The organism is Achromobacter sp. ESBL13 (genome assembly GCF_036668755.1).
Lineage (GTDB): Bacteria > Pseudomonadota > Gammaproteobacteria > Burkholderiales > Burkholderiaceae_B > Achromobacter.
Window position 1 is genome coordinate 193055 of the sequence record NZ_JAZEVT010000006.1, and the last position, 13738, is coordinate 206792.

13 protein-coding genes are annotated in these 13738 nt (G+C 66.1%); 2 read left to right on the plus strand and 11 right to left on the minus strand.

Going from position 1 to position 13738, the window contains the following annotated elements; genetic code table 11:
- Positions 1 to 151: 151 nt before the first annotated feature.
- Entirely contained in the window at positions 152 to 1924 is a 1773-nt protein-coding gene (locus tag V6F88_RS22265) for a DUF342 domain-containing protein (protein WP_332612283.1), read from the plus strand.
- A 6-nt stretch (positions 1925 to 1930) separates the two neighbouring features.
- On the opposite strand, the gene V6F88_RS22270 is transcribed toward V6F88_RS22265, so the two are convergent.
- From V6F88_RS22270 to V6F88_RS22295, 6 genes are all read right to left on the minus strand, one after another.
- Complete coding sequence (locus V6F88_RS22270) at positions 1931 to 2737, minus strand: SDR family oxidoreductase (protein ID WP_332612284.1); 807 nt, start codon at positions 2735 to 2737, stop codon at positions 1931 to 1933.
- 13 nt (positions 2738 to 2750) lie between these two features.
- Positions 2751 to 3359 (minus strand): isochorismatase family cysteine hydrolase, encoded by a 609-nt coding sequence (locus V6F88_RS22275; protein ID WP_332612285.1) that lies wholly within the window; start codon positions 3357 to 3359, stop codon positions 2751 to 2753.
- The gene (locus V6F88_RS22280) at positions 3359 to 3892 is read right to left on the minus strand and encodes an aromatic-ring-hydroxylating dioxygenase subunit beta (protein WP_332612287.1); all 534 of its coding nucleotides are present in this window, start codon (positions 3890 to 3892) and stop codon (positions 3359 to 3361) included. The genes V6F88_RS22275 and V6F88_RS22280 overlap by 1 nt, the downstream gene beginning before the upstream one ends.
- Entirely contained in the window at positions 3883 to 5226 is a 1344-nt protein-coding gene (locus V6F88_RS22285) for an aromatic ring-hydroxylating dioxygenase subunit alpha (protein WP_332612289.1), read from the minus strand. The genes V6F88_RS22280 and V6F88_RS22285 overlap by 10 nt, the downstream gene beginning before the upstream one ends.
- Positions 5227 to 5235: 9 nt before the next feature.
- Entirely contained in the window at positions 5236 to 6480 is a 1245-nt protein-coding gene (locus tag V6F88_RS22290) for a dienelactone hydrolase family protein (protein ID WP_332612291.1), read from the minus strand.
- 69 nt (positions 6481 to 6549) lie between these two features.
- Positions 6550 to 7728, minus strand: a complete 1179-nt coding sequence (locus tag V6F88_RS22295; protein WP_332612292.1) for an ABC transporter substrate-binding protein — start codon at positions 7726 to 7728, stop codon at positions 6550 to 6552.
- 277 nt (positions 7729 to 8005) lie between these two features.
- On the opposite strand from V6F88_RS22295, the gene V6F88_RS22300 reads away from it, so the two are divergent.
- Complete coding sequence (locus tag V6F88_RS22300) at positions 8006 to 8992, plus strand: AraC family transcriptional regulator (protein WP_332612293.1); 987 nt, start codon at positions 8006 to 8008, stop codon at positions 8990 to 8992.
- Positions 8993 to 9046: 54 nt separating this feature from the next.
- Here V6F88_RS22300 and V6F88_RS22305 read toward each other — a convergent pair whose 3' ends face one another.
- From V6F88_RS22305 to V6F88_RS22325, 5 genes are all read right to left on the minus strand, one after another.
- On the minus strand, positions 9047 to 9454 hold the full coding sequence (locus V6F88_RS22305) for a RidA family protein (protein WP_332612294.1): 408 nt from the start codon (positions 9452 to 9454) through the stop codon (positions 9047 to 9049).
- A gap of 50 nt (positions 9455 to 9504) precedes the next feature.
- Entirely contained in the window at positions 9505 to 9930 is a 426-nt protein-coding gene (locus tag V6F88_RS22310; RefSeq protein WP_046806567.1) for an acyl-CoA thioesterase, read from the minus strand.
- A gap of 47 nt (positions 9931 to 9977) precedes the next feature.
- The gene (locus tag V6F88_RS22315) at positions 9978 to 11618 is read right to left on the minus strand and encodes an AMP-binding protein (RefSeq protein ID WP_332612295.1); all 1641 of its coding nucleotides are present in this window, start codon (positions 11616 to 11618) and stop codon (positions 9978 to 9980) included.
- A 72-nt stretch (positions 11619 to 11690) separates the two neighbouring features.
- Entirely contained in the window at positions 11691 to 12860 is a 1170-nt protein-coding gene (locus V6F88_RS22320) for an acyl-CoA dehydrogenase family protein (RefSeq protein ID WP_332612602.1), read from the minus strand.
- A 2-nt stretch (positions 12861 to 12862) separates the two neighbouring features.
- Positions 12863 to 13720: an enoyl-CoA hydratase family protein gene (locus tag V6F88_RS22325; protein WP_046806569.1), complete on the minus strand. Its 858-nt coding sequence runs from the start codon at positions 13718 to 13720 to the stop codon at positions 12863 to 12865.
- Between the last annotated feature and the right edge of the window lie 18 nt (positions 13721 to 13738).

A 13738-nucleotide genomic window follows, 5' to 3' on the forward strand; every position in this document is an offset into this window, starting at 1 on the left:
CCCTAGTCCCTTGCCCGAAGGCGCGCCCGCTGGGAACCTGGGGGACATACCTAGGACATACGGCGGACGCGACGCTCAATATGTCGTAATATTTCGATTATTTTCCAAATGAATGAACCTGGCCGGTCGTGCCAGGCACGGAGAGGCAAAGATGGACGCAGAAAACACGCTCCAGCTGGTGCTGGAAGCCAGCACCAACGTCCTGTCGGCAACCTATACGCCGCCCCCACGCCCGGACCCCTCTCCCACCGACAGCGCGGCGCCGTCCGCCGATTCCGTTTCCAGCTCCAGCTCCCGCTCCGACTCCGCCGACGGCGACGGCGATGCGCAGCAGGCCGACGCCGACCTGGCCGTCGAAGCCGAGCCCGCCCCGCCCTTCAATACCGACATCCCCAGCTGGGACACGCTGACCGCCGCCGCCGTCGCCAACGGCTGGGGCGCCGAAGCGCTGGACAACCACGCCGTGCTGGCCTTCATCGACCGCTGCCGCAGCGCCACCGAGCCCGTCCACTTCCCCGTGGGCATGGTGGTGGACGGCGCGTTCGAACTGGAACTGGACCCCACCCGCATGACCGCGTTGCTGACGCTGCACCCGCCCAAGGGCGGGCAGCCCGTCACGCTGGACACACTGCGCCAGGCGGTGGCCGACCGCGGCATTGTGCACGGCGTGCTGGAGCAGGCGCTGGCCGAGGCCGTTGAAAAGGGCACGCGCGAAACGGTGGTCATTGCCCAGGGCACGCCCCCCACGCGCGGCACCCCAACCCGCTTTGAAAGCCTGCTGGACCGCCTGAAACCGCGCGCGCAGGAAATCGACGAACTGGCGCAGGTGGACTACCGCGACCTGGGCAGCTTGTTGCTGGTATCGCCCGGCACGCCCTTGATGCGCCGCATTCCGCCATTGCCCGGCGTGGACGGCGTCAACGTGCTGGGCGAACCGGTGCTGCCCGACGAACTGCCCGACACCCCTTTCTCCAGGGATCTGTCCGGCGTCGAGGTCGACCCCGAAGACCCGCTGCTGCTGCGGGCCAGCATTGCCGGCACGCCCACCTTGATCAGTCACGGCGTGCAGGTGAACCCGATGGTCGAGGTGGACGCCGTCAACCTGTCCACCGGCAACATCACGTTCGAAGGCTCGTTGCAGGTGCGTGGCGACATCGCCGCCACGATGGAAGTACGCGTGACGGGCGACGTCGTCGTCAACGGCACCATCGAAGCGGCCCTGGTGGAAGCCGGCGGCAGCGTCACGGTCAAGGGCGGCATCATCGGCATGGCGGAAGCCTTGCAGGACCCGTCCGCCACCGCGCGCACCGCCCACATCGTCTGTGGCGGCATGCTGCGCGCCAAGTTCATTGAAAACGCCATCATCAGCGCCGGACAGGATGTGGACGTGGAACGCGAGATCCGCCAGAGCAGCATCGCAGCGGGCGGCAGCGTACACGTCGGGCCGCCCAACACGCAGCAAAGCGCCATCACGGGCGGCCAGATCCGCGCGCTGAACGCCGTGCGCGCCGGCACCATCGGCTCGCCGTCCGGGATTCCCACCCTGGTACAAGCCGGGCTGGACCCGCACGCCGACATCAAGCGTTCCGCGCTGACGCGCAAGCGCCTGAAGATGAACGAGGAAAAGGCCAAGCTGGAACAGCTGCTGATGTTCTTGCAGGCCAACCCGCAGCGCGCCCCGGGCGACGTGGTTGAGCGCGCGCGCAACACCCACGTCAAACTCAGCGGCGACCTGATCGCCCTGGACGAAGAAGAAGGGCAACTCGTGCGCGACCTGCAACCGCTGCACACCGCCACCGTCACCGCCACACGCCGCTTTTGCAGCGGCGCGAAGATTCAGCTGGGCAACAAGGTGCAGGAATTCCTGGAAGACCAGGTGGGCGGCAAGGCGGGTCTTGAAGAAGGCGAAATCGTTATCCGCTAGGTTGGCTCAGGGCGCCAGTTCCTTGAACCACACCCGCGGCGAGATGCCGCGGTCGGGGCCAAGGATGGAAAAGCCGCCGTCCACCGGGATGTCCACACCGGTCATCCAAGAGGCCGCGTCCGAGCACGCAAAGCACACGGCGGCGGCGATTTCGTCGCCCGACCCGACCCGGCCCAGCGGATGAAAATGCGCCCCCACGGCGTCCGCCGCCTGGCGCGATCCGCCCGACAGCTGTTCAACCGAGGGCGACCACGTCCACGCCGGCGACACCGCCAGCACCCGCACACCGGCCGGCGCCAATTCCACCGCGAAGTTCTTGGTGATTTGCAGCATCGCCGCCTTGGACGCCGGATACAGCGCACGCCCGGCCGCCCCGAACTTGCCGCCCGTGCTGCCCATGTTGACCACCACGCCGCCGCGCGGCAGATGCGGCGCGACCCGCTGCGTGAAAATGGCGGCGGACACCAGGTTGGTGTCCAGCGTGGCATGCCATTGCTCACGCGATGACGCCAGCCCGTGGTCGGCGTACTGGCAGGCGTTGTTCACCAATATGTCCAGCCGCCCGAAGCGGGCCAGCGCGGCGTCGATGCAGCGCTGAATCTGCGCATCCACGCCGATGTCGGTTTCGCAATACAGCGCGCGCCCGTCCAGTTCTTGCGCCAGCGCCTGCCCGGCCTGCGCGTTGCGCCCCACCAGCACCACGTTGGCGCCGGCCGCCGCCAGGCCGCGCGCAATGTCCGCGCCCAGCCCCTGCGTACTGCCGGTGATGATGGCGGTCTTGCCGGTCAAGCCGGGAAAGCCAGAAAAGTCCATGAAGAATCCTTGGTCAGTGCGGCGCGGCGGCCCAGCGCACAGCTTCCGCCACCGAGCCCGTTTGTGCAATCAGCCGCATGCTGGCCAGCGAGGCCTCGTGCACGGACAGGTCGGCGGAAGCGCAGGCGTCTTCTGCCACCATCACGTCAAAACCGATATCGGCGGCGTGGCGCACCGTGCCTTCCACCACCGAATGCGTTGCCACGCCCGCCACCACCAGCCGGCGCGCGCCGATCACGCGCAGCGTTTCCTCCAGCGGCGTGCCGTAAAAGGCGCTGATGCGGGTGTGCTTCACCACGAACTCGCGCGGGCTTGCCGCCACGGGTTGCAGCCCGTCGTAGAACTCGCTGCCCCACTGCCCCTCGGGCACCGCGCCGATGGACGCCACGTTGCGAAAGATGGCGCAGTTGGGCAGCAGGTCGGCGTAGTCCGGACGAAACGCAATGCGCACATGCACGATGGGCAGCGCCCGCGCCCGCGCGCCGTCCAGCAGCGCCGCCGCGCTATCAAGCAGGCGCTGGCGCGCGCCGTTGTCCGCGTCCAGCCCGACGCGGATCTTGCCGTCGGGATGCAACACGTCGTTCTGGTAGTGCAGCGCCAGCACCGCGGTATCCGCGGGCATCACACGAACACCTCGAACACATCGTGCACGTCGTCGCAGTTGACCAGGTCCACGCGCTTCATGCGGATGCGCCAGCTGTCGCCCTGGGCGGCCAGCTTGTGCGTGTAGCGGCCCGCCAGCTGGCGCGGCTGACGCTTGCGCCATTCGGTCATCTGGAACGCGGAGTGCACCACCAGGTTGCCGACCGCGTCCACGCCTTCCACCTGCACGCCGCCCACCAGCCGCACGCTGCGCGTGGGCGGCTGTTGCGACCAGTTGCGCGGATGCTCCAGCCGCCGGATGCGCACATCGCGCAGCATGCGGTCTTCCCAGAACAGCGAGATATGGTCGTACGGGCTTTGCTGGCCATGCACGCGCGGCATCCAGTACATGCCGTCCTGCGTCCACAGCGCCTGCCAGTCGTCATAGCGGCGCTCGTCCAGCAGCCGGGCCTCGCGATACAGGAATTGCGCGATGCGGTGATAGGCGTCGGCGGGCACCTCGGCGGGCGACAGGTCGGTGGTGCCGACATCAAAATCCAGGTCTAGCAGCATGCGCCTTCTCCCGTGGCGGGCGCGTTAGACGTCGCGCCGGCTTCCATATAAGTCTTCCATGCGCGGAACTGGTTGCGCATGGGCAGTTCGCTGGTGCCGTTGACGGACACCATGCCGTCCGCGTCGCTGCGGTCGCTGCCGTGATAGCGGTGCATGCTGACCCATTCCCCGCCGCGCGTGGCGTTGCCTTCCTGGCAGCGGTTGTAGAGTTCGATGTCGTCGGGCATGACGTTGGACGACGGCGAGTTGATGACGTTGGCGTACAGCATCGCGCGCTTGAAGACGCCGTCGGGCGCGCCCTTGCAGCGGAACGTCTGGATTTCGATCAGCGTGCGGTCCACGGCTATGGGGCGGATCACGCGGAATTGCTGGAACACCGTGTGGGGCGAACCGCTGCCGTAAATCACGGTGTTGTGGCGGTTCATGCCCAGGATTTCACGCGCGCGGTCTTCACCATACGCGGCGCTCAGCGTGTCGAAGTGCGCGCGCGATACGGGGTCGCGTTCGGCGGCGCCGGGGTTGAAGATGCCTTCCATATAGCCGTGGCCGTTGTCGTAGGCGCGCAGCTCCAGCTTTTCCCAGAATTCGTAGGGCTCGCCGTTGCCGTCCATGATGTGCAGCTCAAGTGGCATTTCGCCCATTTCCTTGGCCTCGTCGCGCGCGGCGGCGTAGGACGATTCGTGCGTGACACGGGCGTGCATCGTGTCGTGCAGGTTTTCGTAGAACACCTTCCAGTTCGACCGCTGCATCACGCGGAAAATTCCGCCGGCCACTTCCACCTCGCCTACCGGCGAGCGATCGCACAGGTTGTCGATGGACGAGCGCACGCCGCCCAGGAAGTCGACCAGCGCCGGGCCTTCCTTGGCCTGGCTGGCGAACACGAAGCCGCGATAGCTTTCCACGCGCGCCAGGCGGCGCATCGAGAACGCCGGGGCGGTGGGGTCATACGACGTGCCTTCCAGGCCCTGCTTGAGCGGCACGCCCAGATGGCTGCCGTCCAGCTTGAATGTCCAGGCGTGGTACGGGCAGCGGAAGAACTTGCCCACGCAGCCCTCGCCGTCCGCCACCACCTTGGCGCCCTTGTGCGGGCAGCGGTTGTACAGCACGTGCACGCGGCCGTCGGACGCGCGCACCATCAGCACGTCCTGATCGCCCACGCGGGTGGTGTGATAGTCGCCCGTCTTGGGCACCTGGCTTTCATGGCCCACGTAGATCCAGGCGCGGCCGTAGATGCGTTGCATCTCAAGGTCGAAGATAGCCGGATCGGTGTAGACGCCACGGTGCACGCTGTCGCCGCGCACCATCTCGGACAATTGTTGGTCGGTGTAAGACATCAGGCGCTCCTACTTGTTCTCGCTGTCTTTCCAACGCGCCATCAGCGTGTTGGACGGCAGGGTTTCATCCAGCAGCTTGGCGGCGGTCTCGCGGCCCGCCACCGGCAAGCCGGTCGGGTCCAGCAGGCCCACCTGCACCAGCACGCTGGCCTGGTCCCAATAGATGTGCTCGTGGTAGAGCTTGTCGCCGCGGAACTTCACCACGGCAAGCAGCGGAATTTCCACGGTGCGGCCCGTCGGCGGCACGCCGGGCAGCATCCAGTCGATCTCGGTAGTGTGCGTGAAACAGAACAGCAGTTCGTCCACGATCTGGGTGGCGCCCACGGTGCGCGACAGCGGGATCAGGCGCGTGTCGGGCGGGTTGCCGTTGACGAAATGGTGTTGGTAGAAACGCGACAGCTCTTTGTGGCCCACGCCGCCCGTCATGGTGGGGATGTGGTTCACGTAGGGCTCGGCCACCATCGTTGCCATCGTGGCCGCCACGTCGCGCGTGCCGAATTCGTATTCGCAATGCTTGTCCCACAAATACGAATAATCGAACTCGGGGCCGATGGCGCGTTGCAGCGCGGCCATGCTGCGCTGGTGCGCCATCAACGCGGCGGGCTTGTCGTAGTGATCGCCACCCGTGCGCGCAAAGGCGTGGTCCATGCCGGGGTACACGTACAACTCGACACCGGGCTTGCCGCCCAGCGCGTCCAGGATGCGCTGGCGCGCGGCGGGCGGACAGAAGCCGTCCTGCTCGGCAATGTGCAGCACCAGGCGGCCGCGCAGGTTGGCGGCTTCGTCCAGGCTGTCTTCGATGCCCACGCCGTAATAGCCCACGGCCACGTCCACATCGGTGCGGCAGGCGGCCAGATAGGCCAGCTTGCCGCCCAGGCAATAGCCCAGCACGCCGACGCCGCCCTGCTGCTCGGGCAAGTCGCGCAGCAAGCTGATGGTAGAGGCAATGTCCTTCAGGCCCTGCTCGACGTCAAAGCCCTGATAGAGCTCGAACGCGCGCGGCATGTCGGCCGGGCCGTCGGTCAGCTGAATGCCGGGTTGCTGGCGCCAGAACAGGTCGGGCACCAGCACCACGTAGCCCTCTTCGGCCAGCAGCTGCGCGGCGCGGCGCATGAAGTCGTTCACGCCGAAGATTTCCTGGCACAGCACCAGGCCCGGGCCATGGCCCGAGGCGGGCACGGCCAGATAGGCGCTGAAGGTCTTGCCGTCGTGCGAGGGAACGGTCACCTCGCGCGTCGTGATGGATTGGGTCATGCGGTTCTCCTGTGTTGCAAGATGCCTGGGTTGCAAAGTCCGTGCGCGACGGTCCATGCGCGCGGCCGCCTATTTCATCTGGCAGGCGGCGGCGAACGGGTCCTGGTACTGCGTCAGCACCGTGCCCGACAGCTTGTTGGCCAGCTTGCCGTCCGCGCCCGCCTCGACGACGCGCAGGTAGTAGTTCTGGATGGGGTATTGGTTGCGGTTGAACTTGAAGTCGCCTCGCACCGATTTGAAATCCGCGCGCCGCAGCGCCGGACGCAGCGCGTCGGCTTCCAGCTTGCCGCCCGTTTGCCGCACGGCGCTGTCCAGCAGCATGGCCGCGTCATAGCCCTGCGAGGCATACAGCGTGGGCGTGCGCTTGTAGGTCTTCTTGAAGTCTTCGACGAACTTCTGGTTGGCCGGGTTGTCCAGGTCGGCCGCCCACTGCGACGTGTTGCGCATGCCCGCAATCGGCGCGCCCACGGCGGCGATGGTGTCTTCGTCGCCCGAGAAACCGGGCGCCAATAGCGCGATGTCCTTGGACAGGCCCGCGCCGTTGAACTGCTTGATGAAGTTCACGCCCATGCCGCCGGGCAAGAAGAAAAACACCGCGTCGGGCTTGCTGGCGCGCAGCCGGGTAATTTCTACGCCGTAGTCCAATTGGCCCAGCTGCGTGTAGATCTCCTCGGACAGCCCGCCCTTGTACAGACGCTTGAAGCCATTGAGCGATTCGCGCCCGCCGGGATAGTCGGGCGCGATCAACGCCACGCGCTTGTAGCCCTGGTCCATGGCGTACTTGCCCATGGCGGCGGGGATGTCCTCGTTCTGCCAGGCCACCGCGAAGAAGTTGGGGTTGCAGCCGGCGCCCGCGTAGTTCTCGGGGCCCGTGTTGGTGCTGAGGTACACCGTGTTCGATTGCAGGATGGCGGGCATCACCGGCAGCAGCACGTTCGAGAACACAATGCCCGTCATGACGTCCACGCGGTCGCGCTTGAGCAGGCGTTCCACCGCCTGGCGGCCCGCGTCCGCCTTCTGCTGGTCATCGGCCACGATGACTTCGGCAGGCAGGCCGCCCAGCTTGCCGCCGGTATGTTGCAGCGCCAGATTGAAGCCGTCGCGGATCTCATTGCCCAGCGCCGACCCCGGCCCGGACAACGTCGTCAGCAACCCCACCTTGACCTTGTCCGCCGCCCCGGCGCTTGCCATGGCGGACATACAGACCAGTGCCGCCAGCGCGCGCCGGCTCCAAAGATGTTGAATCATGGGCCACCCCGTTTTCGCCGCCAGCCACGCTGGCGCAAAGCTGACAGATCCCGTCTGCCGTCGGTACACGCATGCCGCCGATCGAAGTCGCCAAGCTTACGCGCCGTGACGACGCCCTCCAAGACCCGCAAGAGAGCTTGGGCTAGCGTATGCCGCCCGGCCGCCCCGCTCTATCCGATTCCGCCCAGCCTTATCCGGGATTCACTTAATTCCAAACCCTGGACGATTAATTTATTCTGGCCCCAGATACGGGAGCGTTCCCGTTCCGGAGGCTTCCATGCACGGCTGGTCACGACTAGAACTTGCGCCGCTATTCAAGCGCCGCGTGTTCAGCTCCACGCAACAGGACGAGACACGCACGCGCGTGTCCGAAGCGCTGAAGGAACACCGGCTGACCTGGAAGGGTGGCCGCGTGGACGCCGAGCTGAACCGGGGCCGGTTTGGCGCGCTGACGGTCTGTACGTTGCGCTACGGCGCCGAAGTGCATATTGAACCCGACCGCTTGCAGGATTTCATGCTGGTGCAGGTGCCGCTGCGTGGCCGCGCGCGTATCCAATGCGGCGACGACTGCGTGGACGCCCATCCCGATTGCGCCGCCGTCATCGCGCCGAATCGCCCGCTGCGGCTGCACTGGGAAGCCGGCTGCGAACAGCTGCTGTTGAAGATTCCGCGCGGCAAGCTCGAAGCCATCGGCCGCCGCGCCTTTGGCGACGCCGCCACCCTGCCGCTGGACTTCAGCCCCGCCCTGCGCCTGGACAACCCGGTGGGCGCGGCCTGGCGCAGCATGGTCACCAGCATGATTCACCTGCTGCCCACGCTGGATGACGGCGCCCTGCGCCCGCCCTCGGCATGGCTGGAACACCTGGAAGACACGCTGGTGCTGCACCTGCTGTACAACCAGCCCAACAGCTGGCAATCGCAAGCAGGCCAATCGCCGCGCCTGCCGCGCCGCCTGACGCTGGCGGAATCGTATATGCGCGAGCACCTCTCGGCCCCGCTGACCTTGACCGACATCGCCCGCCACGCCGGCGCCAGCGCCACGGCGCTGACCCGCTTATTCCAGGAACATCGGGACACCACACCCATGATCGCGCTGCGCGCGTTGCGGCTGGATACGGCCCGGCAAAAGCTCAAGACAGACGCCCACGCCAGCGTCACCGACGTGGCGCTGGGCGTGGGCTTTGGACATCTGGGCAGGTTCTCGGAGTATTACCGGGAACGGTTTGGCGAACTGCCGCGCGAGACGCGGCGTGGGCAAGGATAGAACGCGGCGCGGGGGCAAGGCCCCCGGCTATCAAGACGCCGCACCCCGCCCGGTTCAGGCGGCCGGCACCACCGCCGTCACTTCGATTTCAACCTTGGCCCGGTCTTCGACCAGGTCCGCCACTTCCACCGCCGTCATCGCCGGGAAGTGCCGGCCGATGTATTCGCGGTAATGCTTGCCGATGGCCGGATAGGCCGCCACATAGGCTTCCTTGTCCGTGACATACCACGTCATGCGTACGATGTGTTCGGGCTTGGCGCCGCCTTCGGCCAGGATGGCGACAATGTTCGACAGCGTCTGGCGGACCTGGTCCGCCAGGTCATCCGATTCGAACTGCTGCTGCCCATTCCACCCCACCTGCCCGCCCACGAACACGAGCTTGCTGCCCACCGTCATTTCGGTGAGCACACCATTCGAATAGCCCCGGGGCGCCATCCAATCCGGCGGTTGCAGAATCTTCATAACGTCTCATCCTATTTATAAAAAACAAACGACAGGGTGGTCTCGCGGCGTCAGGCCGCGGGAACCAGATAAGCCTGCATGCGTTCCCGCAGGTCCGCAGGCATGGGCATGGACTTCATCGTCCGTAAATCCACCGTCACGATCGTCAGCGTGGCCGACAGGCGCAACTGTCCGTCCGGCCCTTCAAAGCGCACCAGCGCCTTGAACGATGCGCCGCCGATCCGCTGAACTTCCAGCGTTTGGCGCAGGCGTTCATGCCAGCGGCTGGGCGCGCTGAAATCGCACGTCACCGAGGCCATGGGCGTGCCGATATGCCGGTCCACATGCAGGGCATGGAAAGGCAGGCCCATGCCCTTGTCGAACCATTCTTCGACAAAGTCATTGATCATTTCGAAATAGCGGGGGTAGAACACAATGCCCGCCGGGTCGCAATGACGAAAGCGGACTTCTACCTGGCTGGTGAATGCGGCGGCCATGATGAGTTCCTGAGTTTCTCTGATTTCCTGATTTCCCGACTTCGCGCTCAAGCCATCTTGCGCAAGGCAAAGCGTTGCAGCTTGCCGGTTTCGGTTCGGGGCAATGCGGCCACGAATTCAATGGCGCGCGGATATTTGTACGGGGCGATGCTGGCCTTTACAAACGCCTGCATGTCGGCCACCAGCGCATCGCCGGCCGTGTAGCCGGGCTTGAGCACGACGAACGCCTTGACCAGCTGGCCGCGCTCGTCATCCTGTGCGCCGACCACGCCGCATTCGGCCACGGCTTCGTGGCGCAGCAGCGCGTCTTCGACTTCGGGCCCGGCGATGTTGTAGCCGGCCGAGACGATCATGTCGTCGTTGCGCGCCTGATAGTACAGATAGCCCTCATCGTCTTGCATGAAGGTATCGCCCGGCAGGTTCCAGCCTTGCTGCACGAAGCGGCGCTGGCGCTCGTCGGCCAGGTAGCGGCAGCCGGTGGGGCCTTTGATGGCCAGGCGGCCGACCGTGCCGTTGGGCACCGGGTTCATGTCATCGTCCACGACCCGCGCCACATAGCCCGGCACCACCTTGCCGATGGCGCCGCGCTTGACGGCGTCGGGCGGGCTGGAGACGAACACGTGGATCATTTCTGTGCCACCGATCCCGTCGATCATTTCGATGCCGCTGGCCTGCTTCCACAGCTGGCGCGTAGCGTCCGGCAAGGCTTCGCCCGCCGACACGCTTTTCTTCAGCGACGACAAATCAAACTTGCCGACCAGCGCGGCCATCTGCCGATAGAAGGTAGGCGCGGTGAAAACAATGGTGGCGCGAAAGTCCTGGATCAGTTCCAGCAGGGTTTCCGGCGACAGCTTTTCCGCCAGCACGGTGCTGGCGCCCACGCGCAACGGAAAGCACAGCAGCCCGCCCAGGCCAAACGTGAAGGCCAGCGGCGGCGTGCCGCAGAAGATGTCGTCGGGGCCGGGCTTGATCACATGCTTGGGGAACAAGTCGCACATCGCCAGCACGTCGCGATGAAAATGCATGCAGCCCTTGGGCGACCCGGTCGTGCCGCTGGTAAAGGCGATCAGGCACACGTCGTCGGCGGCGGTATCGCAGGCGGTGAAATCGTCCGGCTTGGCGGCGGCCAGTGCGTCCAGCGCATCAGGCGCGGCATCATTGAAGAACATCACCTGCGTCAGCTGCGGGCAATGATGTTCGTGGTCCGGCTGCGCGCAGAACTGCGCTTCTTCCTTCAGGCGCGCATCGCACAACACCGCCTGGACCTGCGCCTTTTCGATGATCTGCTTGAGTTCCTTGGCGCGCAGCAGCGGCATCGTCGGCACCGTCACCAGCCCCGCCTTGATCGCGGCCAGCCAGGCCGCCGCCATCATCGGGTTATTCGGGCCGCGCAGCAGCAGACGGTTGCCGGGCGCAAGGCCCATGTCCTCGGTCAGCACGCGCGCAATGCGGTTGGTCAGCGCGGCCAATTCGCGATAGCTCATCGTGGCCTGCTTGTCGCCGTCGCGCCAGCGCAGCGCAACGCGATCGCCAAAGCCGCGGTCGGCCATGGCATCCACCAGTTCAACAGCGCAATTGAACCGCTTGGGGTAGGCCACGTCGGGGCCATCAAGCAGGAATTCAGGCCATTGATCGCCCGGGGGTAGATTGTCCCGGGCAAAGGTGTCGATGTGGGCGGATACTTCCATGAAATTCCCCTTGATGTGCGATGCGGTGCGGTGTGGTTTTTTCTTGCTGGAAGGCGAGGGCTCGATGGCCCCTTACGACTTCAACAATTCACGGGCAATGATCAACTTCTGCACTTCGGTGGCGCCTTCGTATATACGCAGCGCTCTGATTTCCCTGTAAAGCTTCTCCACCGGCATCCCCGACACCACGCCCGCGCCGCCGAACATCTGCAAGGCGCGGTCGATCACGGTCTGCGCCGATTCCGTGGCCGTCATCTTGGCCATCGCGGCTTCGCGCGTGGTGCGCAGCTTTTGCACGTCGCGCATCCACGCGGCGCGATACGTCAGCAACGCCGAGGCGTCGATGGCGGTCGCCATGTCGCCCAACGCGGCTTGCGTCAGTTGCAGGTCGGCCAGCGTCTGGCCGAACATGCGGCGCGACTTGGCGCGCGCCAGGCCTTCGTCCAGCGCACGGCGCGCAAAGCCCAGCGCGGCCGCCGCCACCGAGGCGCGGAAAATGTCCAGCGTCATCATGGCCAGCTTGAAGCCCTGGCCCGCGTCGCCCAACCGATGCGAGGCCGGCACGCGGCAGTTGTCGAACGTGATCGTGGCCAGCGGGTGGGGCGCGATCAGTTCAATGCGTTCGCTGACGTCGAACCCCGGCGTGTCGGCATCCACCACGAAGGCGCTGATACCGCGCGCGCCCGGGGCCTCGCCGGTGCGGGCAAACACCACGTAGAAATCCGCGATGCCGCCGTTGGAGATCCACGTCTTGGCGCCGTTCAGTACGTAATGCTCGCCGTCCAGCGTGGCTTCGCAAGCCAGCGCGGCCACGTCGGAACCGGCATCGGGTTCCGACAGCGCGAAGGCGGCAATGGCTTCGCCCCGCGCCACGCGCGGCAGGTAACGTTGGCGCAATTCGTCCGAGCCCATCAACGAGATGGCGCCGCTGCCCAGCCCTTGCATCGCAAAGGCAAAATCCGCCAGCCCTTCGTGGCGCGCAAACGTTTCGCGCAGGATGCACACGGCGCGCGAATCGACTTCGGGCAACGCGCCGCCCCAGGCGCCGCCCGGGCCGCCCGCCACCGCGTAACGCAACCAGCCGGCCTGGCCCATGGCCTTGACCAGCTTTTTGCACGCCGCGTCCGCGTCGTGATGGTCAACGTCGCCCAGCGACGCCTCGCACCAGGCGTCCACCTCGTGCGCCAGCTTGCGGTGCGCATCGTCAAAAAAGGGCCAGTCCAGCCAGCTTGCGTCACGCATCATCAGTTCCCCTCGAAGACCGGCTTTTGCTTGGCCACGAAGGCCTCGTAGGCACGATGGAAGTCGCGCGTCTGCATGCAGATGGCCTGGGCTTCGGCTTCGGCCTCGATGGCCTCGTCTACGCCCATGTTCCATTCCTGATGCAGCAATTTCTTGGTGACGCCGTGTGCGAACGTCGGGCCGGCGGCCAGTTGCGCCGCCAGCGTCTGCGCCGCTTCGGCCAGCTTGGCGGAATCATGCAGCGCGTTGAAGAAGCCCCAGCTTGCGCCCTCATCCGCCGTCATGGCGCGGCCGGTGTACAGCAATTCAGACGCGCGCCCCTGGCCGATCATGCGCGGCAGCAAGGTGCACGCGCCCATGTCCGCGCCCGCCAGACCCACGCGGGTGAACAGGAACGCCGTGCGCGCGGCAGGCGTGCCCAAGCGCATGTCGGCGGCCAGCGCCACCATGGCGCCCGCGCCCGCGCACACGCCGTCCACCGCTGCCACGATGGGCTGCGGGCAGGCCCGCATCGCCTTGACCAGGTCGCCCGTCATGCGGGTGAAGTCCAGCAGTTCGGGCATGCTCATCTTGGTCAGCGGCCCGATGATTTCATGCACATCGCCGCCCGAGCAGAAGTTGCCGCCCGCCCCCGTCACCACCACCACCTTCACGTCGGTGGCATACACCAGCGAACGGAACAGGTCGCGCAGTTCGGCGTAGGAATCGAACGTCAACGGGTTCTTGCGTTCGGGCCGGTTCAGCGTAACCGTGCCGATCTTGCCGTCGGCCGACACCTCCCACAGAAACGTCTGGGCCTGATAGCCGGCCAGCGGACGCTTATGGTGCTTCATGGTGTGCTCTTCGGACTGCTTGCTCATGGTGTCTCCGTTCGTTAT

What these genes read in the sequence shown, in the direction of transcription:
- V6F88_RS22265 (WP_332612283.1), top strand. Translation starts at nt 152, where the DNA reads ATGGACGCAGAAAACACGCTCCAGCTGGTGCTGGAAGCCAGCACCAAC.
- V6F88_RS22270 (WP_332612284.1), bottom strand. Translation starts at nt 2,737, where the DNA reads ATGGACTTTTCTGGCTTTCCCGGCTTGACCGGCAAGACCGCCATCATC.
- V6F88_RS22275 (WP_332612285.1), bottom strand. Translation starts at nt 3,359, where the DNA reads ATGCCCGCGGATACCGCGGTGCTGGCGCTGCACTACCAGAACGACGTG.
- V6F88_RS22280 (WP_332612287.1), bottom strand. Translation starts at nt 3,892, where the DNA reads ATGCTGCTAGACCTGGATTTTGATGTCGGCACCACCGACCTGTCGCCC.
- V6F88_RS22285 (WP_332612289.1), bottom strand. Translation starts at nt 5,226, where the DNA reads ATGTCTTACACCGACCAACAATTGTCCGAGATGGTGCGCGGCGACAGC.
- V6F88_RS22290 (WP_332612291.1), bottom strand. Translation starts at nt 6,480, where the DNA reads ATGACCCAATCCATCACGACGCGCGAGGTGACCGTTCCCTCGCACGAC.
- V6F88_RS22295 (WP_332612292.1), bottom strand. Translation starts at nt 7,728, where the DNA reads ATGATTCAACATCTTTGGAGCCGGCGCGCGCTGGCGGCACTGGTCTGT.
- V6F88_RS22300 (WP_332612293.1), top strand. Translation starts at nt 8,006, where the DNA reads ATGCACGGCTGGTCACGACTAGAACTTGCGCCGCTATTCAAGCGCCGC.
- V6F88_RS22305 (WP_332612294.1), bottom strand. Translation starts at nt 9,454, where the DNA reads ATGAAGATTCTGCAACCGCCGGATTGGATGGCGCCCCGGGGCTATTCG.
- V6F88_RS22310 (WP_046806567.1), bottom strand. Translation starts at nt 9,930, where the DNA reads ATGGCCGCCGCATTCACCAGCCAGGTAGAAGTCCGCTTTCGTCATTGC.
- V6F88_RS22315 (WP_332612295.1), bottom strand. Translation starts at nt 11,618, where the DNA reads ATGGAAGTATCCGCCCACATCGACACCTTTGCCCGGGACAATCTACCC.
- V6F88_RS22320 (WP_332612602.1), bottom strand. Translation starts at nt 12,860, where the DNA reads ATGCGTGACGCAAGCTGGCTGGACTGGCCCTTTTTTGACGATGCGCAC.
- V6F88_RS22325 (WP_046806569.1), bottom strand. Translation starts at nt 13,720, where the DNA reads ATGAGCAAGCAGTCCGAAGAGCACACCATGAAGCACCATAAGCGTCCG.